This is a genomic window from Spongiibacter taiwanensis (assembly GCF_023702635.1).
In the GTDB taxonomy this organism is placed as follows: Bacteria; Pseudomonadota; Gammaproteobacteria; order Pseudomonadales; family Spongiibacteraceae; genus Spongiibacter; species Spongiibacter taiwanensis.
In genome coordinates this window covers 940,183-964,974 of record NZ_CP098455.1, presented here as the reverse complement: position 1 = coordinate 964,974, position 24,792 = coordinate 940,183, and the positions used below count along the sequence as shown (strand labels likewise).

Annotated in this window: 19 protein-coding genes; 10 read left to right on the top strand and 9 right to left on the bottom strand. The window is 58.1% G+C overall.

The window, feature by feature from the left end; genetic code table 11:
- The first annotated feature begins 99 nt into the window (after nt 1-99).
- Nucleotides 100-1,557 carry an aldehyde dehydrogenase family protein gene (locus tag NCG89_RS04515; protein WP_251088577.1) on the top strand — a complete coding sequence of 486 codons (1,458 nt, stop codon included), beginning with the start codon at nt 100-102 and terminating at the stop codon, nt 1,555-1,557.
- Nucleotides 1,558-1,613: 56 nt separating this feature from the next.
- Here the strand turns inward: NCG89_RS04515 and NCG89_RS04510 are convergent, their stop codons facing one another.
- The 4 genes from NCG89_RS04510 to NCG89_RS04495 all read right to left on the bottom strand — a co-directional run bounded on the left by NCG89_RS04510 (nt 1,614) and on the right by NCG89_RS04495 (nt 7,327).
- Nucleotides 1,614-2,303, bottom strand: coding sequence for a hypothetical protein (locus tag NCG89_RS04510; RefSeq protein WP_251088576.1), 690 nt, complete (start codon nt 2,301-2,303; stop codon nt 1,614-1,616).
- Nucleotides 2,304-2,472: 169 nt separating this feature from the next.
- Nucleotides 2,473-3,702, bottom strand: a complete 1,230-nt coding sequence (locus NCG89_RS04505; RefSeq protein ID WP_251088575.1) for an acyl-CoA dehydrogenase family protein — start codon at nt 3,700-3,702, stop codon at nt 2,473-2,475.
- A gap of 8 nt (nt 3,703-3,710) precedes the next feature.
- On the bottom strand, nt 3,711-5,225 hold the full coding sequence (locus NCG89_RS04500; protein WP_251088574.1) for an acetyl-CoA acetyltransferase: 1,515 nt from the start codon (nt 5,223-5,225) through the stop codon (nt 3,711-3,713).
- 5 nt (nt 5,226-5,230) lie between these two features.
- Entirely contained in the window at nt 5,231-7,327 is a 2,097-nt protein-coding gene (locus tag NCG89_RS04495; protein ID WP_251088573.1) for an acetate--CoA ligase family protein, read from the bottom strand.
- A gap of 297 nt (nt 7,328-7,624) precedes the next feature.
- Here NCG89_RS04495 and NCG89_RS04490 point away from each other — a divergent pair, with 297 nt between their 5' ends.
- The 5 genes from NCG89_RS04490 to NCG89_RS04470 all read left to right on the top strand — a co-directional run bounded on the left by NCG89_RS04490 (nt 7,625) and on the right by NCG89_RS04470 (nt 13,931).
- The gene (locus NCG89_RS04490) at nt 7,625-9,148 is read left to right on the top strand and encodes a class I adenylate-forming enzyme family protein (RefSeq protein ID WP_251088572.1); all 1,524 of its coding nucleotides are present in this window, start codon (nt 7,625-7,627) and stop codon (nt 9,146-9,148) included.
- Nucleotides 9,149-9,274: 126 nt separating this feature from the next.
- Nucleotides 9,275-10,693 (top strand): aldehyde dehydrogenase family protein, encoded by a 1,419-nt coding sequence (locus tag NCG89_RS04485; RefSeq protein WP_251088571.1) that lies wholly within the window; start codon nt 9,275-9,277, stop codon nt 10,691-10,693.
- A 69-nt stretch (nt 10,694-10,762) separates the two neighbouring features.
- On the top strand, nt 10,763-11,773 hold the full coding sequence (locus NCG89_RS04480; RefSeq protein ID WP_251088570.1) for a zinc-dependent alcohol dehydrogenase family protein: 1,011 nt from the start codon (nt 10,763-10,765) through the stop codon (nt 11,771-11,773).
- 9 nt (nt 11,774-11,782) lie between these two features.
- Nucleotides 11,783-12,964, top strand: a complete 1,182-nt coding sequence (locus NCG89_RS04475) for an acyl-CoA dehydrogenase family protein (protein ID WP_251088569.1) — start codon at nt 11,783-11,785, stop codon at nt 12,962-12,964.
- A gap of 97 nt (nt 12,965-13,061) precedes the next feature.
- Nucleotides 13,062-13,931, top strand: a complete 870-nt coding sequence (locus NCG89_RS04470) for an alpha/beta fold hydrolase (protein WP_251088568.1) — start codon at nt 13,062-13,064, stop codon at nt 13,929-13,931.
- Nucleotides 13,932-14,067: 136 nt separating this feature from the next.
- Here NCG89_RS04470 and NCG89_RS04465 read toward each other — a convergent pair whose 3' ends face one another.
- From NCG89_RS04465 to NCG89_RS04445, 5 genes are all read right to left on the bottom strand, one after another.
- The gene (locus NCG89_RS04465) at nt 14,068-14,661 is read right to left on the bottom strand and encodes a TetR/AcrR family transcriptional regulator (protein WP_251088567.1); all 594 of its coding nucleotides are present in this window, start codon (nt 14,659-14,661) and stop codon (nt 14,068-14,070) included.
- A gap of 168 nt (nt 14,662-14,829) precedes the next feature.
- Entirely contained in the window at nt 14,830-16,434 is a 1,605-nt protein-coding gene (locus NCG89_RS04460) for a long-chain-fatty-acid--CoA ligase (protein ID WP_251088566.1), read from the bottom strand.
- 69 nt (nt 16,435-16,503) lie between these two features.
- Entirely contained in the window at nt 16,504-17,280 is a 777-nt protein-coding gene (locus NCG89_RS04455) for an SDR family NAD(P)-dependent oxidoreductase (protein WP_251088565.1), read from the bottom strand.
- A 61-nt stretch (nt 17,281-17,341) separates the two neighbouring features.
- Nucleotides 17,342-18,268, bottom strand: coding sequence for an alpha/beta hydrolase (locus NCG89_RS04450; RefSeq protein ID WP_251088564.1), 927 nt, complete (start codon nt 18,266-18,268; stop codon nt 17,342-17,344).
- Nucleotides 18,269-18,278: 10 nt separating this feature from the next.
- On the bottom strand, nt 18,279-19,913 hold the full coding sequence (locus NCG89_RS04445; protein ID WP_251088563.1) for a WS/DGAT/MGAT family O-acyltransferase: 1,635 nt from the start codon (nt 19,911-19,913) through the stop codon (nt 18,279-18,281).
- Nucleotides 19,914-20,403: 490 nt separating this feature from the next.
- On the opposite strand from NCG89_RS04445, the gene NCG89_RS04440 reads away from it, so the two are divergent.
- From NCG89_RS04440 to NCG89_RS04425, 4 genes are all read left to right on the top strand, one after another.
- On the top strand, nt 20,404-21,549 hold the full coding sequence (locus NCG89_RS04440) for an acyl-CoA dehydrogenase family protein (RefSeq protein WP_251088562.1): 1,146 nt from the start codon (nt 20,404-20,406) through the stop codon (nt 21,547-21,549).
- 54 nt (nt 21,550-21,603) lie between these two features.
- Nucleotides 21,604-22,377: an SDR family NAD(P)-dependent oxidoreductase gene (locus tag NCG89_RS04435; protein WP_251088561.1), complete on the top strand. Its 774-nt coding sequence runs from the start codon at nt 21,604-21,606 to the stop codon at nt 22,375-22,377.
- A 373-nt stretch (nt 22,378-22,750) separates the two neighbouring features.
- Nucleotides 22,751-23,515 (top strand): crotonase/enoyl-CoA hydratase family protein, encoded by a 765-nt coding sequence (locus NCG89_RS04430; protein ID WP_251088560.1) that lies wholly within the window; start codon nt 22,751-22,753, stop codon nt 23,513-23,515.
- A 35-nt stretch (nt 23,516-23,550) separates the two neighbouring features.
- Entirely contained in the window at nt 23,551-24,786 is a 1,236-nt protein-coding gene (locus NCG89_RS04425) for an acetyl-CoA C-acetyltransferase (RefSeq protein ID WP_251088559.1), read from the top strand.
- Nucleotides 24,787-24,792: the final 6 nt, after the last annotated feature.

The window sequence follows — 24,792 nt, the reverse complement described above, 5'->3', positions numbered from 1 at the left end:
GCTGGTGCAATTCAATTAGTGTTAACAGGCCCTATTCTCCATCAACGGCGCGTTGAGATAACAATCACAGCCTCGCGCCCCATTTCACGGAGTAAAGCTATGTCTACGGTTGCAGCAAGTCAGTCGTCCTTTTGCGCCGAAGCCGATGTCGCCTCAGCGCTAATGGCGCGGCTGTCACTTCAGCGTCGCAGTTTCCATGAGGCGGGTATCCCCGACCTCTCGGTCAGGCTCAACCGTATCGAGCGCTGTGTGGATTTTGTGCTCGAGCAGCAGGATGCCATTGTTGAGGCGACCATTGCTGACTGGAAACACAAGCCCGCGGCGTTTATTAAAGCGGTGGAAATCATCCCCATCCTCAATCATGCCAAGCACATTAAAAAGCACCTGAAAGGGTGGATGAAAGACCACAAGGTCACGCCGGATTTCCCCTTTAATCTGGTGGGCGCAAAAACCTATATCCGTCACCAACCGCTGGGGGTTGTGGGTGTCATGGTGCCCTGGAACGGCCCTCTGGCGATGGCCATGGTTGCCGCTATGGATGCCTTTTCCGCCGGCAATCGGGTAATGGTGAAGGTCTCTGAGTTTTCGCCAGCCACCGCCGCGCTGATGGCAGAAACGTTGCCGAAGTACTTTGACGAGTCGGAGCTGGCGGTGGTTTTGGGAGAGGTGGAGGTCTCCAAGGCCTTTGCTGAATTGCCCTTCGATCACCTGATGTATACCGGCAGCGCGGGCACGGCCAAACATATTATGGCCGCTGCTGCCCGTAATCTGACACCAGTAACACTGGAGCTGGGTGGCAAGTCACCGGTCTTTGTTGCCGCTGATGCCGATCTGGCGTATACCGCGAAACGTTGCATCAGTGGACGTTTGATCAATGCCGGTCAGGCCTGTATCGGGCCGGACTATGTGCTGTTGCCCGGTGACAATATTGCGGCTTTTGTCGGTCACGCCAAGGCCTGCATTAACGCGTTTTTCCCATCGGATCGCGGCGCAGAGGATTATGCGTCTATTGCCACCGATGGCCATTTTCAGCGTATGCACCGCCTGCTGGCGGATGCCCGAGAGCGCGGTGCGGAAGTTATCACCATCGATATTGGTGCAGATGAGTCCCTGCGCCAGTTCAATCCCTGTTTGGTGATTAACCCGCCCGCCGACAGCCTGCTGATGCGCGAGGAGGTATTCGGCCCCATTCTGATTATCAAGGGCTACCAGAATATGCAGGAAGCGATTGACTACGTTAATGCCGGTGAGCGGCCGCTGGCGCTCTATTATTTTGGCAAAGACAAACAGGGTCAGCAACAGGTGATCAACCAGACCCTCTCGGGCGGTGTGGCGGTTAACGAGGTGATGATGCATCTCAGCCAAAGCCGCTTGCCCTTCGGTGGCGTCGGTCACAGCGGCATGGGGAGCTACTGGGGCGGGGATGCCGGCTTCAAGCGATTCTCCCATGCCCGCTCGATCTTTGAGCAGGGTTGGTATCGGGATATCGCTGGAATGATGGACCCACCTTTTGGCAGTACTATCGCCAAGGTGCTGAAGATGCAGCTTAAAAAATAGCGGCTTTGCAACACAGGTACATCACACCGCCGCATATTTTGACCCGCCTGCTCGATTTACGGTGACTCGGCCCGATTTGCCACTTTGAGCATGTATATCGTCATTACCACCATCCACACAAAGAAATCGGTTAGCGGCAGCCAAAAGGTGATCAGGCCATCCCAGGCAAAGGGGCCTGTCTTAAAGAAGAAAATAAACGCGGCGGGCAGAAACAAACTGCCCGAGACCAGGCAGTAAAAGCCAAGCCAGTGGGGCAGTACCGGCTTGGCCGATTTGTCGTTGAGCAGTCCTAATCCCAGCGCGATAAACTGAATCAAAAACGGGGCCACCGTGGTGGTAAATATCAACCAGCCCAGGTCGTTGATCAGGTAGGTGATTTGTGGGTCTCGATCAGGCCGGTAAGTGGCGGCCAGCCAGAAAAATAAGGCCAAATAAATAATGATGGCGCCCATGCAGCCCGATGCCAGTTGCGTCCAGGCCATGTGGGGGGCATTGCCCTCAATGCGTCGTAACTGGGTGGACAGGGCCGTTACCCAAGGGAAATAAAAGGTCACGGACAGGGCCGCGAGGATCAGGCCCAGCTTTATTTTCCAGGTGTCGGTTTGATAAAAGGTCGCGACTTCGGCTGCGCTGGCAGTTGGTTCTATCGGGGGCAGCATGCCGCCAATGATCACCCAGCCAAGGGCGAATAGGATCATAAACACGACCCCGGAGTAGATGCAGAGTTTTTGATTAGTAGCGTTCATATCTGTTTCCAGCAGAGTGTTTTCGTCAGGGTATGGTAGTGAATTTGCTGGTGCAGGTTCTATCACTTTTGTTCGTGAACGAATAATTTTTATTGATCGATAGCGCTCACCGCCGTTTTCCCTTTATGTCATTGACGGAGAAACGGTGGTGAGCGTCGGGGCGGGCCGATTAAAGACCTAATGCGGCCTTGGCGAGGATGTTGCGTTGAATTTCATTGGAGCCAGCGTAAATCGAACCCGCCCGCTCGTTGAAATAGCGCAGCGGCGCGAGGGCCGCTTCGGTGGGCCCAACAAACTCATCGGGATTGTATGGATAAAGCACTTTGCCGCCAGGGGCGCCGGCCTGAGGTTGAAAGGGCAGGCCAGCGTAGGCGGCCGCATCAATAGCCAGTTCGGTGACGTGTTGCTGCAGCTCGGTGCCCAGAATTTTCATTACCGACGCCGACATGCCGGGGGAGCCACCGGCAGAAATTGCCGACATGGCCTGGCGCTCGTACATTTCCAGGGTGGCGGTTTCGATTTCCACGCTGGCGAGTTTGGCAGCAAAAATCGGATCTTCGATTAAGCGCGGGCTGTTATCGCCGGGGATGGTCTTGGCCAGCTCGCGAATATCATTGAGCCGTTCGTGCATCAGCGGTGCGTAGGCGGCACCGCCCCGCTCAAATTCCAGCAAGTACTTGGCCACCGTCCAGCCTTTGCCCTCTTCACCAATAACATTGGCTTTGGGAACCCGCACATCATCGAAGAATATTTGATTCTGAATATGCTCACCGGTGAGTGAAACAATGGGTTTGACCACAATGCCGGGGGTGCTCATATCAATCAGCAAAAAGGTGATGCCTTTTTGGGGGCGATCTTCCTTGGCAGTGCGGACCAGACAGAAGCACCAATTGGCCTCATCTGCGTGGGTCGTCCAGATCTTGCTGCCATTGCAAATATAGTGGTCGCCGTCACTGACCGCCGACATTTTCAGTGAAGCCAGGTCGGAGCCGGCTCCGGGCTCGGAATAGCCCTGGCACCAGAAGTGTTCGCCACTGAGCATGCGCGGTAGAAAAAAGTTCTTCTGCTCCTCGCTGCCAAAGGCAATGATTGCTGGGGCGCACATCTGAATGCCCATGGGCGACAGCGGTGGCGCACCGGCGATGGCTCGTTCCCGGGCAAAAATATAGTGCTGGGCAATGCTCCAGTCGCAGCCACCGTATTCGACGGGCCAGTGGGGGGCGGCCCAACCCTTGGCAACCAGTTTTTCCTGCCAGTGCATGGAGGCCTCGTGATCGGCGTAAACGCTGGTCATGCCTTTGGCGGCCCGGCGAATGTCGTCAGTCAGGGCTTCGGCAAAAAACTGTCTTACTTCCTGTTGAAAGGCTTTGTCCTTTTCGCTCCAGGCAATATCCATCATCTGCGCCTCTACAATGTTGACCAGTTGGGACGCCCATCGGCGTCAATGCTGACTTGGCCGGGGCGGCCCACGGCGGATTGGGATTCATCCAGCAGCAGTGCAAGGCTGGCCGTATCACCTGGGTCGACCCGACACAGACAACGCTGACCCTGCTTGCCCAGGGCAACCACCACACCCTGCAGAGGCTGGCCATCTCGGTCATATTGAATGGTATAGGTTTCGATTGCCGCCTCACCGGTGTAATCGTCTTGCAGTGGCGGCACTTCTCCGTAGGCGGCATCGGCCACGCTCTGAACTGAGTAACCCTCTGCCAGGGGCTCCCGGGGCGCCTTGCTACTAACAATCAGGCTGTGGTGCTTGCTGACAAAGCCACCCTGACCGTAGAGCAGCCCGGTTTCCCCCGGGGCGGCGCGCAGGGCTCTTACCATGGCGCAGGTGGCGTGGCTCATATAGTTGTTTAGCGGTCCGCCGAAGAAGGTGAGTCCGCCGGTGACGGTGGGCTCGCTGCTGTTGATATCGATACCCAGGCAGCGCAGTGCGAGTTTGGGGACAATTGGAAAGCAGCTGTACAGCTCCATCTTGGCAAAGCCTTTGGCATCGCCACCGACAAATTCCAGGGACTTTTCCAGTACGGCAGTTTGGGCGGCGCTGCGATCATAGCGGTCGCGCAACAGATAATCGTCGGGCTCGCTGGCGGCGGCGCCGCCGTGAATATAGATCAGGTTCTCCTCGGGCACGCCGGCGGCCCGGGCGGCGGCCAGGGAGCTGACGATGATGGCTGCGCCCTGGTTTACCGATGGGTTGGCGACCATCAGCTTGGGGTAGGGCCAGGAGATAATCCGGTTGCTGGGGGAGACCGTGCCAATCTCGTCAGCGCTGGGCGCGCCGGTTAACCAGGCAAAGGGGTTGTTTGCGGCAACGGCCGCAAATTTCTGCCACAACTGGGCCGAGTGCTGTGCACCCTCTGCGGGGGATTCCTGCCAGGCCTTTTGCGCGGCCATTTCATACAGGGGGTACATCTGGGAGGGGTCGCGCACGCCGATCAATTTTGATACCGGGCTGATCGCAATGCGGTCATTGGCAAAGCGCACGGCCTCTTCCTTGCTCGCCAGCGGTGTCCAATCCAGTTTGACACCCTGCTTGCGGGCCTTGGCCATGGCGTTCATTGCTTCGCCGCCAACAAAGGCGGCGACGCGCTGCTCGCCCCGAGCGATGGCCAGCGCCGCGTCGTGGATGAGCCGAATCGGGGTTTCGCCGCCCATGCTGGCATTGTGTTGCCGGGCGGGCGCAATGCCGAGCTTTTCACATAGCAGCCCGACGGGATTGGTATAGCGCCAGGTGATCAGGCCAACCAGGTCAATGCTGTCGATTTGCTTCAGCAGGCCGCCGCCCGCATCCGCGTTAGCAGCTTCCAGGGCCTTGGCCATCAGCGCGACCGGTTCGAGGGCCTGGCTGATGTCGGCGGGCTTATCAGTGATCTCGCCAACGGCGACAATAACCGGGGTGGTTTCCGGGTTCATCATGGTGCTCACTCCCATACCGCCAGGCCATCCAGGGCCTCAATGCCGTGGTCAGAGGCGAGAATTGGATTGACTTCCAGGGAGACCAGCTCTGGCCCCAGGGCCAGCGCGGCATTGCCAATGGCGACCACAGTATCGGCCAGGGCATCCAGGTCGACCTTGGCCGCACCCCGGAAGCCATCCAACAGCACGGCGCCGCGTAGTTCACTGACCATCTCTTTAACCTCGTCGCGGCTGACAGGCAGCAGACGCAGGCTGGTGTCTTTCAGAGCTTCAACCCAAATGCCGCCCAGGCCCAGGGTGATGGCCGGACCCCACTGGGGATCGCGCATGGTGCCCACAAACAGCTCCACCCCCTTGCCGCGCATGGGCGACACTATCACCCCTTCAATTTTGGCACTGGGCGCTTTGCTGGTAACCGAGGCCATAATCTCTTCGTAGGCCTTGGCCGCCGCTTCCGGGCCAGCAATATTCAATGCTACGCCGCCGACTTCGGTTTTATGTTGAATATCCTCCGACAGAATCTTCAGCACCACTGGCCCGGCCAGGGTTTCTGCCGCAGTGGCGGCCTGTTCGGCCGAGGTGACCACATGGGCGGGAATCACGGCAGCGCCGTGGCTGGCCAGGTAATCCAGCACCGCGCGCTCGCTGTTGGGGCGGGCGCTGGTGGCGGCGCCGGTACTGCCAGGCAATACGTCAGCCGAGGCGGCATCGCTTGCGAGGATGTCGGTCATTGCGGTGAGCACATGATTGACGCCGCCGCCGGAGTAGACCATACCAAACTCGTCGGTCATGCCGCGGCCCTCGCTGCTGACGGCGCTGAAGGTGTGGCTGAGCATCAGGCCGGGAATATCGATGGCCTTGAATCCGGCGGCGACCTCGGCAATGAAGTTCTTGGCAAAATTGCGTTTGTCGTTAGTGGCGGGCACGTCAAAGACAAATCCCACCGCGCCTACGTTCGGGTCTTGGGAAATAATACGGATCGCAGTGCTGATCAAGCTGGGGTCCACCATGGCGCCGCCGGTGAGATCCAGCGGATTGTTCGGTGTGGCAAAGGTGGGCAGCGCGTCGGCCAGGGCGGCCTTGGTTTCGGGCTGGAGCTGGGGGATGTTCAGGCCAATTTCTTCGGCCTGGTCTACGGCAATCTCGCACAGCCCGCCAGACATCGCCATCAGGGCAAGCCCTTTGCTCTTGACGATCTTGTCGCTAAAGCTGGCGAACAGGTCGGTGGTGACAATGAGCTGCTCCAGTGAGTGCACCCGGACAATACCGAGCTTTTTGCACAGGGCATTGAACACCGCGTCGTCACCCACCAGGGAGCCGGTGTGGGCCTGGGCGGCCTTGGCCGCTGCCTCACTGCTGCCGACCTTGAGCACCACAATCTTTTTGCCGGCCCGGTTTGCCGCTGCGGCGGCTTTGATAAAGCCCTCGGGGTCGCGCACTGATTCGAGGAACAGGGCAATGGCTTTGGGTTCGGGCTGGGCACTCAAATACTCGATGACCTCGGCAACGCTGACATCGGCCTCGTTCCCGGTGGAGATCATGTGAGTCAGCGATACCCGTTGCTGGTGGGCGAATTGAGCTAACTGGGCGGCCAGCGCGCCGCTTTGGGAGACAATGGCAACGGCGGGGTTGGGCGCTGGGCCGCGCAGGGGCGTTGACCAGATGGTGGTGCTGTCTAGGTAGTTGGCAAAGCCCAGGCAGTTTGGGCCGAGCAGACGTATCCCCAAGGAGCGCGCTTTTTCGGTCATGGTTCTTTGCTTGCTGGCGCCTTCGGCCCCGGCTTCGGCAAAGCCCGAAGACAGAATGACCGCTGCTTCAACACCGGCGGCATGCAGGTCTTCAAAGGTGTCTAGCAGTACCGACTCTGGCACCATCAGCAATGCGGCGTCGATTTTCTCGCCAACGGCAGCGCAGCTGGTGTGGGCCTCGCAGCCGTGAATCACCCCGCCTTTGGGGTTGATAAGGTGGACCTTGCCGCGAAATCCGGCGCGCTTGAGATTATCGAAGGCCGAAACCGACCAGACAGAGCGGTCTTTGGCGCCAACCAGCGCAATGCTTTTGGGCTTGAACATACGGTCTAGATGGGCGATGGCGTCATCCACTGGAGGGCTCCTTATTAGAGTTGGTGTTTCGAGCGCGGGTTTTGCCGCGCCCGAGAGCGTAAAAGGATTCTAAATCAAACAAAAATTTAATTAAACGATTAACTAATTTTTATTCTGCGTATATGCTGTAGCAACAGATTTGATGCCGTGCCCTTGTGCGGTCCACCTGCGTGCCCGCAAGCTGGGCTGAGTATCATATCTGGGCCGCCAGGGCTCTTGACGCCGCTGCGGCCTTGCACAAAACTAACATCATAAGATAACTTGTCGCCCTATAAAAAGATAATGAGAGGAGTCATCGTGGCCAACACCCTGACAGAGGTTTTCGATTGGTGGGCGGTGGAGCGCCCCGAGCAACTGGCCATCGTCACCGCTGATGATCAGCTGACTTACCGGGAGTTTTACCAGTGGAGCCATGCTGTGGCCGACTGGATGGCCGGCATCGGTTTAGAGAAAGGCGACCGGATCACCATTTTGGCGACCAATCGCCTGGAGTGGTTGATTGTCTCCCAGGCCGCTATGGTTGCCGGGTTGATTCTGGCGCCGGTAAATCCCAAGTTCACTGTCTCCGAGGTGAGCTACCTCGTTGGAGAGCGCTACCAGTCCAAGGTGTTGTTCCACGACGATGATCGCAAATCCTTGGCAGAAAAGACCGCAGAAAAAGTCGGCAACACCCGGATTGAGTCGCTGTCGTTTGTCCATGAATTGCGCCACCAGCCGCGAGATACCCGTGTTGTGCGGCCGATCATTACCCCCGATGACGATGTGGTGATCATTCCCACTAGTGGTTCAACCGGCTACCCCAAAGGGGTGGTGTATACCCATCGCACCCTCACAGCCTATGCCTCGGATACCGCCGTCACCTTCCCCTTTGTTCCTGTGGCCCATTGCAAAGTGGTGATTTTCGGTCCGTTCTGCACCTCGGCTGGCTATGTGGTGTCCACCCAGTATTTTCATTACGGCGCCACCGTGTTTATCGAAGAGAGTTTTGACCCGGATCGGGCGATCGACCTGATTCAGCAGCATCGGATTACCTCAGTGCAGGGCGCGCCGATCTTTTTGGAGATGATGATGGCGTCGCCGAAATTTGCCGATGCTGATCTGTCCTCGATCCGTTTCTGCACCGTGGGTGGGGCTCGGGTCACGCAAAAATTGCTGGAGGCGTGGTTGGCCAAGGATGTGCTGGTGCGTCAGCTGTATGGCCAAACTGAGGCTGGTGGTCAGGCGACCGTTAGTACCGACACCAGCGCGATCAGTGATCCAGATAAGTGTGGCCGGGGCTCGGCCTTCACCAAGCTCGCGATCAAGGACGACAGTGGCAATTTCTGCCCACCCAATACTCCGGGGGAAATTGTGATTCAGGGGCCCGGTGTTATGGACCGTTACTGGGACGACCCGGAAAAAACCGCCGAAACGATCAAGGACGGTTGGCTGCATACTGGTGATCTGGGCATGGCCGACGAAACGGGCTTGATCACCTTCCTGGACCGTTTGAAGGACATCATTATCTCCGGTGGTCTGAATATCTCCGCGATGGAGCTGGAGCGGGTGATATCCGAGGTACAAGGGGTTGCTGAGGTTGCCGTGTTTGCGGCGCCGGATGACAAATTTGGCGAGACACCACTGGCTGTTATTTATGGCGAGGGGGTTTCCGTCGAGGCGGTGATCGCTCACTGCAACGAGCATTTGAGCAGTTACAAAGTACCTCGCTATGTTGCGCTGGAGAGTGAGCCGCTACCGCGGCTGGCCACCGGGAAAATTGCCAAACCCGCCTTGAGGACCAAGTACAAAGACGCCCATGAAACGCTGCCCCGGGTACGTTGAAACACTCTCCTAGGAGCCGGTGCAGTACACACACACAGTGATGCCAAATTGATTACAGCCAATTGGCTGGGTATTGCTATCACCAGCGTATCCCGGTGAGCATGGGGTACCACAGAGGTTAAGGTTATGACAGCAGAAGTAACGATGACCATCAACGGAGAAGGGGTTGCCTCCGCCGAGGTGTTGGAGGTCGTTAATCCGGCAACCGCTGAGGTATTTGCCCAGGCGCCCCGGGCGAGCGAGAGTCACCTGAATGCGGCTGTTGCTGCAGCCCAGGCGGCGCTGCCCGCCTGGAAGGGTTTGCCCCACGCGGAGCGGGCCGCGCTGATGGTCGCCGCGGGCGACGCGATTCTCGCCAATGCCGACGAGCTGGCGGCCCTGTTCACCGCTGAACAAGGGCGCCCGCTGAAACAGGCTCGGGAAGAGGTTATGGGTGCGGGCATGTGGTTTAAAGGCATGGCCCGATTTGAATTGCCGGTTGAGGTGGTAGAAGACTCCAAGCGTCGCCGGGTAGAAGTTCACCGGGAAGCCATTGGGGTGGTGTGTGCCATCGTGCCCTGGAATTTTCCCGTGCTGCTGGCCTCATGGAAGATGTCCCACGGCTTGCTCGCGGGCAACACGATGGTGCTCAAGCCGTCGCCCTTCACCCCGCTGGCGACCTTGCGGATTGGTGAGATCCTGCGCGATGTGTTGCCTCCGGGCGTGCTGAACGTGATCAGCGGTGGCGATGAACTGGGCCCGATGATGACTGCCCATCCCGGCTTCGCCAAAATTTCCTTTACCGGTTCGACCGCCACCGGCAAGCGCATCATGGCGTCAGCGGCCCAGGACCTGAAGCGGGTGACCCTGGAGTTGGGCGGCAACGATGCCTGTATTGTCTTGCCAGATGTTGATCTGGACGAGGTCGCCCCCCAGCTGTTTATGGGGGCCTTCTTCAACACCGCCCAGGTCTGTATTGCCACCAAGCGTCTGTATATTCACGACAGCATTTACGATGCCCTGCGCGACAAATTGCACGCGCTGGCCAAGACCATGAAAGTGGGCCCGGGTGACCAGTCCGACAGCGTGTTTGGCCCGCTGCAAAACCGCCCCCAGTTTGAGCGGGTGAAAGGCATTATTGCCGATGCCAAGTCTAGAGGCCTTACGGTATTGGACGGCGGGCCAGTGCCTGATCAGGGCTACTTTTTGCCGCTGACCTTAGTGGATAATCCGCCTGAGGACGAGGTGGTGGTGAAGGAGGAGGCCTTTGGCCCGATTTTGCCGCTGCTGCGCTATCAGGATATTGACGAGGTGATCGCCCGGGCCAATAACAGCGAATACGGGCTGGCCGGTGCGGTTTGGTCCAAGGATATTGATCAGGCAGTGGCGGTAGCCAAACGCCTGGATACCGGCACGGTCTGGATTAACCAAAACCTGCAAACCACACCGAGCACTCCCCTAGGCGGGCACAAGCATTCCGGGATCGGGGTGGAAAACGGTTTGGAAGGGCTGCTGGAGTTCACCCAGGGCAAAACCATCTTCATCCCCAAGGCGGCTACAGGGTAACCGTCTGCCGACCGCTGGGCTGATGGCAGCCCAGCGGCTCTTTTGGTCGCAAAATACGAAGCTGATGTTATGAAAGCAATTCGCGTACGCAAGCCCGGTGGCCTGGATAATCTTTACCTGGACGAGATCGCCTCCCCGCCGCCGGCGCAGGGGGAGGTGACGGTTCGTCTGCATGCCAGCTCCCTGAATTATCACGACTACCTCGTTGCGATCGGCGTACTGCCCACTGAAGATGGTCGCATTCCCCTGTCCGATGGTGCCGGGGAGGTGATCGCCCTTGGTGACGGGGTAACCGAGTTTGCCGTTGGCGACAAGGTAGTGGGCACCTTCTTTGCTGATTGCCCTGCCGGGAAAGCGTTGATGCGCCATCACGGTGGCATGATGGGGGATCGCCGCGACGGCTACGCCCGTCAGGAAATTACCTTGCCGGTCACTGGGCTGACACCAATGCCGGCGGGGTACCACTTTGCCGAGGCTGCGACGCTGCCCTGCGCTGGGGTTACCGCCTGGCGAGCACTGGTCATCAATGGCGGCATCAAGCCCGGCGATTCGGTGTTGGTCCAGGGGAGCGGCGGGGTATCGGTGTTTGCCCTGCAATTTGCCAAGGCAGCAGGCTGCCGAGTGATTGCCACGTCATCATCCGATGAAAAACTGGAACGGCTGAAAGCCCTCGGGGCCGACGAACTGATTAATTATCGCAGCCATCCCAAATGGTCAAAGGAAGTGCAACGGCTTACCGACGGCAAGGGGGTCGATCATGTGGTGGAGGTTGGCGGTGCCGGCACCTTTGGTCAGTCAATATATGCCAGCGCCGAGGGCGGGCATATCGCCATGATTGGCGTGTTAGCCGGGCGCAATGAGGGCGCGGTGCCCACCGATGTGATCATGGGACGTCAATTGCGGGTGCAGGGTGTGATTGTCGGCAGCCGACAGGATCAGCTCGATATGATCCGCGCCATTGACCAGCTCGGGATTCGGCCGGTGGCTGATACACACTTTCCGCTGGAGGCGCTGGCCGATGCTTTTCGGTGCCAAGAGCGCGGCGGTCACTTCGGCAAAATTGTGATCGATATTGATTGAGGTGCCGGGGTGAATTTGCAGCTCAGCGCCGAGGACCTGGATTTTCAGCAGCAAGTCAGGCGATTTTTTGCTGAGGACTACCCCCTCGACATCAAGCAGAAAATTGCCCGGGGGGAGCGCCTTACCAAGGCTGATCAGGTTCGCTCCCAGCAGGCCTTACAGGCGCGCGGCTGGCTGGGCATTGGTTGGCCGAAAGCGCACGGAGGGCCGGGCTGGACACCGGTGCAGCGGTATCTATTTGAGTCTGAGCTGGAGCTGGCCGGTGCGGCGAATATCATTCCCATGGGGGTGATTTATCTCGGTCCGATTCTGGCCGCCTTTGGCAGCCCCGAGCAACAACAGCGCTGGCTGCCGAATATTCTCAGTTCCACCCACTTTTGGGCTCAGGGCTATTCCGAGCCCGAGTCCGGCTCCGACCTTGCCAGCCTGCGCACTGCCGCGGTGGTGGATGGCGACGATTATCGGGTCAATGGCACCAAAATCTGGACGACACAAGGTCACTGGGCAGACTGGATCTTTTGCCTGGTTCGAACCAGCCGGGGGGGGCGCAAGCAGGAAGGGATTACCTTTTTGTGTATCGACATGCGCTCGCCCGGGGTGTCGGTGCAGCCGATTATTTCGATGAATGGCGCCCATGAGTTGAATCGGGTCGAGTTTGACAATGTGCGGGTGCCCCAGTGCAATCGTATTGGCGAAGAGGGCAGGGGCTGGCATTACGCCAATGTGCTGTTGGGTAACGAGCGCCTGTCTTACGCCCATATCGGCAAGAAAAAGGCCGACCTGGCGCGACTGCGCCGCCTGGCCAGTAAGTGTCGTGATGGAGTCGGTGGGATCATGCTGGATGACCCCTTGTTCGCCCACAAATTGGCGGCCATGGAGGTGCGCGTTGCGGTGCTGGAGGTGTCCGTGCTGCGAGGGCTGAGTGGCGATCTGCCCCCAGCGGCGATTTCCAGTCTCAAAATCCAGTGCACTGAATGCGCCCAGGGGATCACCGAGCTGTTTACTGAGCTGGCCGGTGCAACGGCCTTTCCCGACATGAATTGCAGCGACTGGTTTGCCCGCTTGGGCGCCACGCCGGCCTTTGTGGTGAAAGCCTGGGATGATTACTTGTTTGAGCGCGCCCAGAGCATTTATGGTGGGACCAACGAAATTCAGCGTACTATAATCTGGCGCGCACTGGAGGCAGGCTAGACTGCCACTGGGACTGTTTTCAAGCGGTGGCCAGCCGGTTACTTCTTGAAAAGCCGTCCCGGTATTTTGTCCGGTGCGGGTTGTAGGAGTGCAATACATGGAACTGGTCGGGCCCACCTCGCATACTTATTATTCCCAGCGCCTGCGTCTGCATTATGTGGACTGGGGCAATCATGGCGCGCCGCCGTTGGTACTGCTCCACGGCGGCCAGGATCACTGCCGAAACTGGGACTGGATTGCCCGGGAGTTACGCCATGACTGGCATGTTATTGCGCCGGATCTGCGCGGACATGGTGACAGCGCCTGGTCTCGCGACGGCTATTACAGCTACGATGCCTACCTGTGCGATCTGTATCAGCTGATTGACCAAAAAAATCTGGCGCCGGTTACTATGGTGGCCCACTCCATGGGCGGCACCATCGCCATGCGATACGCGGCAATCTACCCGGAAAAAGTCCGCAAGCTGGTGTTGATCGAAGGCCTGGGGATGAACCCCGACATTATCGATGGCGCCCAGACCCGAAGCTACGCCGAGAAAATGCGCGACTGGGTGGCCTACCGCCAGGGCTTGTCGTCGCGCACCCCGCGTCGCTACACCTCAATTGACGAAGCCCTCGCCCGGATGCAGGAAAAGAACACCCATCTAAGTGATGAAATGGCGCGGCATCTGACGGTGCACGGCATTTGCCAAAATGAGGACGGCAGTTACAGTTGGAAGTTTGATAATTACTGCCGCCACCTTAGCCCCATGGATATTACCGAGGCGCAGATCAAGGAGCTGATCGGCATGATTCAATGCCCGACGCTGTTGGCCTGGGGGCGGGAATCTTTTATGGAATCACCCGAGGATAATGGGCGTTTTCAGTGCTTTCAGGATGCGCGAATCATTCACTACGAGAAAGCCGGCCATTGGTTGCACCACGATCAGTTGACCGCGTTCCTGGCCGATCTCAAGGGCTTTATTTAGGGTTTAAGACCAATTGAACTGTGACGCCTTTTTAGCCGTAAGCCGAGGGGCCGGGCGGCGCTGCTCTCAGTCATAATCTAATCAGTGTTAACCGGTCTTAGGCTGCCCAATACACGAAGGGTACGAAACATCGGCGTTAGAAGGCTGATAAAAACCGCCGTACCGTGGCTTCGAAAATAGTGTCCTCATTGCCCTGGGCCGCTTGGGTAGCCCGGGCGAAGTGCTGATATTTTTCGCTATTGATAGCAAATCCGGGGTCGATGCCGTTGGCCCGGCTCATGGCGCCGAGCAGAGCGGAGCCAAAGGTCAGTTTTTCCACCCCTTCCAGCACCATCATCTGCAACTCTGGCTTGACGTCGTAGCGCTTAATCCAGGATTCGTAGGCCCCCATCATCAGCTGGCGCGGAAAAAACTGCAGCATCAGCGGCGCCGCATTGGGGTGAAGAAGAATGGAGTGACGGGCGGCAATGGCCTGCTGGACCAGCGTTTCCCGCCAATCTGTACCGGGGGTCGCCTGGGGAATGGCAGCCTGATTCAGAATCAGTCGTGCGACTGATGCCAGCATCTCTGCTTTGTTCTCAAAGTGGTAATAGAGCGACGGTGCTTTCACACCCAGCTTTTTTGCGACCCGTTGCAGGCTAAGCCCATCAAGTCCTTCGCTATCGATAACCTCAAGAGCTGCAAGTGTGGCGCGCTCTTTCGAAATAATCGGTTTGGATGGTCTGCCCAAAGTCACTCCCAGGTGTTATTTGATTTGCCGGCAAGCCAGGCAGGCTGATGTCCTGATTGGCTTTGTTGCGCTGAATAATAGTGTCTGACGGGGAGATTGTACAATGTCGCCAAGGGCAGCGAGCCCGCCGCCGCTGGGTCAGCGCAGGGCAGGTTGGGCGCCGCCTGCCTAGACGCGGCGTTGTTGACCTTGCCAGTAAGGTTCGCGCAGGCTTTTCTTCAGAATTTTGCCCGAAGGATTGCGCGGCAGCTCGGTGACAAATGCTACTCGCTTAGGGCATTTGAAGGCCGCCAGATGCTGTTTGCAGTAGGCAATAAGTTGATCGGCCTCAATGCTCTGTCCGTCGGCGAGCACTATTACCGCCAATACCGCTTCGCCCCAGCGTTCATCTGGCACTCCGATGACCGCAGCGTCGGTGACCGCGGGGTGCTTGTAGAGGACGTTTTCGACTTCGATGGGATAGACGTTTTCGCCGCCGCTGATAATCATGTCTTTCATGCGGTCGAAAATATAGAGATAGCCGTCGTCGTCAAAATACCCGGCGTCGCCGGTGTGGATGTAACCAGCAACCAGGGTTTTTTGGGTAGCCTCGGGCAGGCCGTAGTAACCGAGCATGACCGCCGGTGATTTCACGATAATTTCGCCCACCTTATTGGCGGGCAGTGGCCGCCCCTGGTCGTCGATGATGTTAATGGTGGTGCCGGGCAGGGGCAGGCCCGCCGCGCGCAGCCTGGGGCTGCCGGGCACGTGGTCTGCCGTGGGAAGATGGACCACGGTGCCGCACAATTCAGTCATGCCGTATTGCTGGGCAAATTCGCAGCCCAGGGTTTGCATGGCCTCAAGCAACAGCGACTCGGGCATGGGGGCCGCGCCGTAGAGCATCAGTCGCAGGGAAGACCAATCGGCCTCCTGTGCGCCCGGGGTCAATATCAGCGCGCGGATGGCGGCGGGCACCAGAAAACTCTTGGTGATGCGGTGCTCGGGCACCAGGGTCATTACCTGCACGGGGTTGAATTCGGCCTCAATGACCGTCGTCGCACCGCCACGTAATGCCATACACAACAATCCCACACCGCCGACATGGAACAGCGGCATGACCAGCAGCGAGACGTCGTCATCTCCCCAGTCATTCCAGGATAGGCGGGCATCGTTCTCAAATTGCCAGGGGTCAAAAAATGCCCGCTGGGGCAGTACCACCCCCTTGGGGTTGCCCGTGGTACCACTGGTGTAGAGCTGCACTATCGCACGGTCTGGGGCGCTGTGGGGATCGAGCGCCTTGATTTCGGGAGCCGGCGATGTCGGCGCGTCGTCCAACCATTGCGCCAATGATGGCCAGGAGGATGTCTGGTCGTTGTTGCCATCGATAATCACCACCTGTTGTAGTGCGGGGAGTTCAGGTGCGAGCGCATGCAAGAGCGGGGCGAACTCGCGGCTGACAAAGAGAATGCCCGCCTGGCAGTCATTGATGATGTACTTTAATTCCGCTGCAGCCAGGCGCCAGTTGAGTCCCACACACACCGCGCCTTGGTTGCTGCAGGCCAGTAATAACTCGACAAATTCGGCGCAGTTTTTGGCCAGCACTCCAACCCTGTCCTCCGCGCCCACACCATGGTGACTCAGGGCGGTCGTCAGACGGGAGGCGCTGGCCTGCAAACCAAGGTAGGAGAGGGTGCGGTCGCCGCAAATTAAGGCGGGGTGCTCCGGCCGAGTCTGGGCATGGTAATCGATCAGCGCGGTGAAGCTGCGTATGCTGGAGGGGATGGCGGTGGTCATGGGCTGGCCTCGCGGGTATTTGTTCGATATTTATTGTGATTGACGACGGCGTACTCGCTGGATGGCAGCTTAGATTGGCGACTCAACTAAACCGCCGTCCACGGTAATACTGCTGCCATTGATGTAGCCGCCAGCATTGTTACTCGCCAGAAGCAGCAGTGGCACGGTGAGTTCGTCAAGGCGACCAAGGCGCTTGGTGGGAAAGCCTTTGATGTATTTCTCGCCCGCTTCAGAAGAAAAATAATCTTCGTTCATCTCTGTGTAGAACCATCCAGGGCAAAGGCTATTTACGCGAATGTTATTGCGGCTAAGCTCCATCGACATGGATTTTGTCAGCTGCACCACGGCCGCTTTGGCAACGTTATAGTTCGCTTTGAGCACGCCAGTATGCAGGCCATAAATGGAGCCGACGTTGATGATGCTGCCGGCTGTCCCTTTCGCGATCATCTGTTTCGCGGCAGCTTGTGCCATTCGCCAGGCGCCATTGAGATTGGTATCCAGCACCCAGTGCCAGTCCTCCTCAGACATTTCAACGAAGCGGGTGGGGGCGGTGGCCACACCGGCGTTGTTAATCAGAATATCGATGCCGCCGATATCGCGCTCGACGGTGGCAAAGGCGTCTGCGACGCTATTCTTGTCGGCCACGTCGAGTTTTAGGGCGTGTGCTGTACCGCCATTGGCGTTTATGTCGGCCACTAATTCGGCCAGCTTCTCCTCCCGGCGGGCGGCCACCACCACCGTCGCGCCTTCGCTGGCCAGCACCCGGGCAAAGTGCTCGCCCAGGCCACTGGAGGCGCCGGTGACTAGGGCCGTTTTGCCCGTGAGTTGGAAGTAATCGATGGCCATGATGTTCTCCTGCAGGTTCTTTTTATAGCGGCTTGCGACAGTTGGGTTATTCGGGTTGCGCTTACTCTGCCGCACCGGCGGCCAGGCATTGCCTGGCAAATTCGATGATCTGTTGCCGGGCCTTTTTCGCCTCTGGCATGAATCCCAGCAGGGGGTATACGTGGCATAGCCCACGGGCCATAGACAGGGTGCTGTGTCCGCCGCTGGCGCGGATCTTGTCATGAATTTCCACCGCAGTATCGCGCATCAGTTCGGTGTCGCTGGTAGTGATATAGCTGGGGGGGAAGTTGCTGAAATCCCCCGATAAAGGTGACATGCCGGCAATCAGATCGTTGTCGTCACCGCAGTAGAGTTTGCGAAAAAACAGAAAGGACGCGATGTGAAACATCGGGTCTTTTCCTTGATTCAGGTAATAGGACGCGCCAGTCAAATGCCAGTCACCCGCCGGTGAAATCAGCACCAGCCCGCAGGGCAGCGGCAGATTGGACTGCTTTAGTGCCTGCAGGGTCGTCAAACTGAGACCGCCCCCAGCTGAATCGCCCATCATCACAATATTGGCCGGTGAATAGCCGAGGGCCAGCACTCTGCGATAGGCATCCAGGCAGTCGGCTTCGCCCGCAGGGTGGGGGTGTTCCGGTGCAAGCCGGTAATCGGCCATGAACCCCTCACTCTGCAGACCATCGCAGAACGTCCGCAAGGTCATACCGTAGAGGTGGGGGGCGCGTAGGCAGTAAGCGCCGCCGTGGTAGTAGATCACTACTTTGCGCTTGGCAATGGGCAGCGCCGCGACCCGGTCGGGGCAGTAGTGATCGCAGTCGTACTCTCCCCATTGTTCCCGGCGCATGCCGGGCACGACGCCGAGTTTGCGCCCCCGCCGGCCGTCAAGTTTGGCCACCTGCTCGCGCAGCGCATTGAACTGGTCGTGATGGCAGAGTATGCGTCGGCGCAGGCGGAGAAATAAATTGAATAGAAAACTTTGCCAGCTCATCAGTAGATCCTTAGTAAGTGCCAGAGGCCGTTGTGCCGGATGTGGTCTGATTGGCCTTTTTAGCCGGGGCCTTTTTTGCCTGAACTTTTTTTGTCGGTGCTTTGTTTGCCGGGGCCCGCGTTGCTGTCGTACCCGTTGTAACTGCTTTTTTCGATCGTGTACTTTTTGCCGAGGCTTTAGCGGTTCTGCTCTGACTGGATGAGCCTACTGACTTTGCCGGAGCAGACTTTTTGGCCAGCGCCAGAGACTGTTGTTGCAGCTCATGAAAAGCGCCGGTGATGCACTGATGGTAAAAGTCGGGGTCGGGCATCATTTTTCGGCAGCAGATAAAGGTGAGGGTGATACTGCCGTAGTAGCTGTTAACGGTGTGAAACAAACCCGTGCCATCGAGTGGGCAGCCTGCACCGAGCCACAATCCTGCTTTGGCCCCCGCCATATACATTGGGAATTGGGGGCCGGGTACGTTGGTGATTATGGTGTGGAGCAGGGGCGCCCGGGCCGCCAGGTGGGTGGAAGACACCACCCGCATTCCCACCGAAGCAAGACCTGCGGGAATGGAGTTGAGAATGGTGGACATACGCTCCACCCCGATGGCGTTTGCGTAGGCTTTGGAGGCGACGGCGTCCTGGTGAATCAGCCGCAGTCGCTGCAAGGGATCGGCGATGTCCGTGCGCAAATGCAAGCGCATGCCAGCCACCTGATTGCCGCCCTCGGTGGTGTTTTGTTCGACGCTGCGGGTACTGATGGGGACACCCGCCACCAGCGAGTGCTCGGGCAATTCGCCTTTCTCCATCAGGTAACGTCGCATGGCACCGCCGACAATGCTGAGCACCACGTCATTGAGAGTGCAGTCGCCAACGATATTTTTTATCTCTTTCAAATCCTGCAGGTTCATCCGAAAGCCGCCGAAAACCCGGTGGGGCGTGATCGATTCGTTGAAACGAATGCGCTCCTTCACCTCGTGGTTTTCAAAGGCGCGCCCCTGAAAGCCCTTTTTCTCAGCGAAATGGGAGGTGTAGGCGTGCTTGGCTAGCTTGGCGGCCCGGGATGGCGAGCGCATGGCGTTGACGGCGGCGTTTTTGAGCAGCGTGAGGGTGCTTGGCGGTGCCTCACCTTGCCAGTTATCGGGATAGCTTGTAGGACGCGCATCGGGTTGCAGGTCGTGGAGGGCCTCAATGATCTGGTTGCCGGTAGCGCCGTCGATAGCACAGTGATGAATTTTCAGGTACATGGCAAAGGCGCCAGGAGGCATGCCATTGATGTTGTCCAGGCCTTCAATGATATATGCCTCCCAGGGCGGCCGATTCAGATCGAGGGGGCGACTGTGCAGACGGGCCAGCAGTATACAAAACTGCCGCCAGTCGCCGGGCTTGGGCAGTGACAGGTGGCGAACATGAAACTCCAGATCGAAGTGCTCATCTTCTACCCAGTAGGGACTATCCAGATTGAGCGGCACCCTGACCAGACGTTGCCGAAACACCGGAGATTTGTGAATGCGCTCCTGAAATCGCGCCAGGATATCCTTGAAGCGCACACCATTTTTGGCGGTGCTCTGGTCATAAATAAGAATTGGGCTGATGTGCAGTGGCTGGTGGGCGCTCTCGTTATATACAAAGATGGAGTCGATTTGTGAAAGCTGTTTCATCCCGGTTCCATTTTATGGCGGCGGTAAAAAGTCCGCTTTGTGATTGAAATATAGCGGGGCTTCGGGGCGCTTGATGGTGGTCGTCGCGCGCTTCGCTGAGGTTAATAAACGGAAAAAGCCTTGTGCTTGTCAATCGCTGTTAGATTAATCCTGAGTCATATTTTAAAAACATCAGAATCTGTATTTTTATGTCAATTCTGTGTCGTCTTCAGGGTCAATTTCACGTGCCGCTTGCAAGGTAACAGCGGCTGAAAGGGTGTCGCACGGGCTGTAAAAAATTATCAAATTATCTGTCTGCCGGTGTCATTGTCCCGGTGCCGGGGGTGCCAGACAATGTCGTTCGCTTAAGGCGAGTCGCCAGATTGGCTGCTGTGGCTTTGGGCCAAACACTTCGCTTGCGGACAGTGATAAAAATAACTGATAGGTAAGTGATTGATAGCCGTCAGGCAAGCATCAGATTGCAAAGACCAGGTAATAGGAGACGCGGCCAGTGCTACGCACCTGTTTCACAGAAGATCAGCAAATATTTCGGGAAGCCTACCGGCGCTTTCTGGAGCAGGAAGTCCTTCCCCATCGTGAAGAGTGGCGCAAGGCCGGCATTGTTCCGCGGGAAAAATTTCTGCAGATGGGCCAGCAGGGGTATTTGCTCACCTGGGCCGACGAGGATTTTGGTGGCCTGGGTGTAGAAGACTTCCGCTACCAGCAGATCATGATTGAGGAAGACGGTCAGCTGGGTGAGCCGGGTTTCTTCCACACCTTGCACAGTCGTCTGGTCGCGCCGTATTTAAAACACTTTGGTACGCCCGAACAGCAGGCCAAGTACATTCCCGGCTGCGTCTCCGGCGAGTGCATTATGGCCATTGCCATGACCGAGCCCGACGCCGGTAGCGACCTGGCCGGCATGAAGACCCGGGCCGAGGACAAGGGCGATCACTGGTTGCTCAATGGCTCCAAGGTCTACATCTCCAATGGCATTTTGGCTGACTTGGTGATTGTGGCCGCCAAAACTAATCCAGAGAAGCCCCGCGAAATGACCTTGTTTTTGGTCGAGCGCGGTATGGAGGGGTTTGAGCGGGGACGCAATCTGGACAAGCTGGGGCTTAAGGCCCAGGACACCGCCGAACTGTTTTTTAACGATGTGAAGGTGCCCAAGGCCAACGTGCTTGGCGAAGTGGGCCGCGGCATGCAGCAGTTGATGCAGGGACTGGCGGAAGAGCGCCTGATCACTGCCTGTATTTCGCTGGCGGCGGCCAATGCGGCTTTTGATCTCACCAAAACCTATGTGGAAGAGCGCAAGGCCTTTGGCGGGCCGCTGTCTCAGCAGCAGAACACGCGCTTTACCATGGCCAATATGCGCACCGAAATTGATGTGGCCCAGGCCTTTGTCGATCAGTGTGTGGCGCAGCATAACGACGGCAAGCTCACCTCGGTGGCAGCTTCCCAGGCCAAGTACTACTGTTCAGAGGTGGAAGGCCGGATGGTCGACCTCGGTGTGCAGTTGCACGGCGGTGCCGGTTACATGCAGGAGTACGAGATTTGTAATCTCTACGCGAATGCGCGGATCAGTCGGATTCTCGCCGGCACCTCGGAAATCATGAAAGAAATTATCGCAAGGTCCTTTTTTACTGCGAAATAGTCACCGCTGAGCGCCGCTGAGCGCTTGGCCAATTTAGTGTTGAGGAGAACAACGATGGATATCAGCAATAAAGTTGCCGTGGTCACCGGCGGTGCTTCCGGTCTGGGTGAAGCTACCGTGCGCGCTTATGTCGCCAAAGGCGGCAAGGTCGCCATTTTTGATATGAACGCCGAGCGGGGCAATGCCATTGTCGCCGAGCTGGGCGAAGACAAGGTGGCGTTCTTCAATGTGAACGTGGCCGACGAGGAGTCGGTGCAAAATGCGGTGAACGCGGTGATGGACAAATTTGGCGCGATCCACATTTGTAACAACTATGCCGGCATCGGCAGTGCGGCCAAGACCCTGAGCAAGAATGGTCCCTTCCCCTTTGCGGAATACACCAAGATTATCAATGTAAACCTGGTGGGTACCTTTAACGTGGCCCGTCTGGTTGCCGAGCAGATCGCCAAAAACGAACCCTACGACGGTGCCAATGCCCGTGGTGTGATCATCAACACGGCGTCGGTGGCAGCCTACGAAGGTCAGGTTGGTCAGCTCGCTTACAGCGCGTCCAAGGGCGGTGTGGTCGGTATGACCTTGCCGATGGCTCGTGATCTGGCGTCCTACGGCATCCGCGTGAACACCATCGTTCCCGGCCTGATTCACACGCCCCTGTTTGAGTCACTGCCAGAAGCCGCTTACAAGTCGCTGGAGCAAAGTGTGGTCAACCCTCAGCGTCTGGGCCGGCCTGAAGAAATTGCTCACCTGTCGGTGATGATTGCCGAAAACGAATACATGAATGGTGAATGCATCCGTCTGGATGGCGCCATTCGCATGCAGCCTCGCTAAGAAGGCTATTGGCGGGCTGTCGGCGCAGATCGGCACCCGCTCCGCGCTGGGATTTACTTCAGGAGCCTCTGCACAACCCGGTGATACCTCAGGCTTTGCATGAAAGTGTTCCGCAAGGCGGCGTTATGCGGGAAGGCTGGTTGCCTTTCGAATAACGTCAACGCTGCGGAGCGCTTTCAGGAAAAGCCCCGGAGGGCGGGCCTTTGGGGCGCACTGGACGGCGTTGCTACGCTCACCAAGGACAACCAGCCTTGATCTTCGCGCAGCGCCTTGCCAGTACGCCCCAAAGACTCCGCTGAGGCATTACCGGGTTGTGCAGAGGCTCCTTAACACCTAACACGGCGCTCATTGAGCCGCGCCGGGGAGAAATAACATGACAGACGCAGTTCTGGTGAGTGTCGAAGACGGCATCATGGTCGTCACTATCAACCGTCCCGAGGCCAAAAACTCGGTCAATAAAGCGGTGGCGGTAGGCATTGCCGAGGCGATGGAGAAGCTGGACAGCGATCCGGACATTCGCGCGGCCATACTGACCGGCGCCGACAATACCTTTTGTGCCGGTATGGATTTGAAGGCTTTTGTCAGCGGCGAGTTGCCGATGGTGCGTGGCCGGGGCTTTGCGGGCCTGTGTGAACAGCCACCCCGCAAACCCTTGATTGCCGCGGTTGAGGGCTATGCGCTGGCCGGTGGCTGTGAATTGGCCCTGAGCTGCGATCTGATTGTAGTCGCCGAGAACGCCAAGTTCGGTATCCCGGAAACCAAGCGTGGCCTGGCTGCCGCTGCCGGTGGCTTGATGCGCCTGCCTCGCCAGATTCCGCCGCGTATTGCCAAAGAGTTGGCGCTGACCGGTGAATTTATCAGCGCCCAGCGCGCCTATGAGCTTGGCCTGGTGAATCGCATTGCGGCCAAGGGTGAAACGCTGGATGGCGCGATGGCCCTGGCCCGGACGATTGCGGCCAATGGCCCGCTGGCCGTTATGGCTTCCAAACAAGTCATCGACGAGTCCCAGGATTGGTCGACCGAAGAGATGTTCAAAAAGCAGGCGAGCATTATTGATCCCGTGTTCTCCAGCAAAGACGCCATTGAGGGTGCCAAGGCCTTTGCTGAAAAGCGCGCCCCCAACTGGACCGGGCAGTAATTGCCACCGACTGAACTGCGATAGAGGACAACAAGATGAGTGAAGCCTGGATTATTGACGCCTGCCGGACCCCACGCGGCATTGGCAAGCCCGGCAAGGGCGCGTTGTTTGGTATTCATCCCCAACACCTGGGTGCAACGGTGCTCAAGGCGCTTGCTGAACGCAACAGCCTCAACACCGCCGAGGTGGACGATATTATCTGGGGCACCAGCTCCCAGCGCGGCGAGCAGAGCGGCGACCTGGGCCGGATGGCTGCCCTGCAGGCCGGTTATGACGTGCACAGCAGTGCGATGACCCTGGACCGCTTCTGCGGCTCAGGGATCACCACCGTCAACTTGGCAGCAGCAACCATTGCCTCGGGTTTTGAAGATCTGGTCATTGCCGGCGGCACCGAGATGATGTCCAACTACGGCCACGCCGGTAACGATTTGCCAGCCTTCATGGACAACGGCAATATGGTGCTACGGGAAATGCATCCCCAGCCCCATCAGGGTGTCTGTGCTGACGCCATTGCCACGCTGGAAGGCATTGATCGCCGGGCACTGGACGAGCTGGCAGCCTTGAGTCAGCAACGCGCAGCCAACGCCATTGAGAAGGGTTACTTCGACCGGAGTCTGGTTCCAGTTTATCGCCAGGACGGCAGCCTGGCCCTGGATAAAGAAGAGTTTCCCCGCCCGGGCACCACGGTAGAGGGCCTGAGTGAGCTGAGAGCCTCTTTTGAGAAACTGGCCTATATGCCGCTGGATGAAGCGGGCACCACCTATGCCAGCCTGGTCAACAAGGTGTACCCCGATCTGAAAATTACCCACGTTCACCACGGCGGTAACTCCTCGGGTGTGGTCGACGGCGCCGCCGCCATGCTGCTCAGCTCGCCAGAGTACGCCAAGAAAAATGGCCTTAAGCCCCGCGGCCGGATTGTCGCCATGGCCAACATGGGTGATTCACCGACGTTGATGCTTAACGCGCCGGTGCCTGCCACGCGCAAAGTGCTGGCCAAGGCTGGGCTGACGGTTGATGACATCGATCTGTTTGAAATTAACGAAGCCTTTGCGGTCGTTGCTGAAAAGTATATTCGCGACCTGAACCTGGATCGTAGCAAGGTCAACGTGAACGGCGGCGCAATGGCGCTGGGCCATCCCATCGGTTGTACCGGCGTGATGCTGATCAATACCGTGCTCGATGAGCTTGAGCGGCGCGATCTGAAACGCGGCCTGGTGACCATGTGCGCCGCAGGCGGCATGGCGCCGGCCATTATCATTGAGCGTTTCTGAGGGTCG

Bases quoted from the DNA above. Each gene is read 5' to 3' on its own strand.
- NCG89_RS04505 (WP_251088575.1), bottom strand. From the start codon at position 3,702: ATGATGGATATTGCCTGGAGCGAAAAGGACAAAGCCTTTCAACAGGAA.
- NCG89_RS04485 (WP_251088571.1), top strand. From the start codon at position 9,275: ATGACAGCAGAAGTAACGATGACCATCAACGGAGAAGGGGTTGCCTCC.
- NCG89_RS04430 (WP_251088560.1), top strand. From the start codon at position 22,751: ATGACAGACGCAGTTCTGGTGAGTGTCGAAGACGGCATCATGGTCGTC.
- NCG89_RS04460 (WP_251088566.1), bottom strand. From the start codon at position 16,434: ATGACCACCGCCATCCCCTCCAGCATACGCAGCTTCACCGCGCTGATC.
- NCG89_RS04455 (WP_251088565.1), bottom strand. From the start codon at position 17,280: ATGGCCATCGATTACTTCCAACTCACGGGCAAAACGGCCCTAGTCACC.
- NCG89_RS04470 (WP_251088568.1), top strand. From the start codon at position 13,062: ATGGAACTGGTCGGGCCCACCTCGCATACTTATTATTCCCAGCGCCTG.
- NCG89_RS04515 (WP_251088577.1), top strand. From the start codon at position 100: ATGTCTACGGTTGCAGCAAGTCAGTCGTCCTTTTGCGCCGAAGCCGAT.
- NCG89_RS04445 (WP_251088563.1), bottom strand. From the start codon at position 19,913: ATGAAACAGCTTTCACAAATCGACTCCATCTTTGTATATAACGAGAGC.
- NCG89_RS04435 (WP_251088561.1), top strand. From the start codon at position 21,604: ATGGATATCAGCAATAAAGTTGCCGTGGTCACCGGCGGTGCTTCCGGT.
- NCG89_RS04480 (WP_251088570.1), top strand. From the start codon at position 10,763: ATGAAAGCAATTCGCGTACGCAAGCCCGGTGGCCTGGATAATCTTTAC.
- NCG89_RS04450 (WP_251088564.1), bottom strand. From the start codon at position 18,268: ATGAGCTGGCAAAGTTTTCTATTCAATTTATTTCTCCGCCTGCGCCGA.
- NCG89_RS04425 (WP_251088559.1), top strand. From the start codon at position 23,551: ATGAGTGAAGCCTGGATTATTGACGCCTGCCGGACCCCACGCGGCATT.
- NCG89_RS04500 (WP_251088574.1), bottom strand. From the start codon at position 5,225: ATGATGAACCCGGAAACCACCCCGGTTATTGTCGCCGTTGGCGAGATC.
- NCG89_RS04510 (WP_251088576.1), bottom strand. From the start codon at position 2,303: ATGAACGCTACTAATCAAAAACTCTGCATCTACTCCGGGGTCGTGTTT.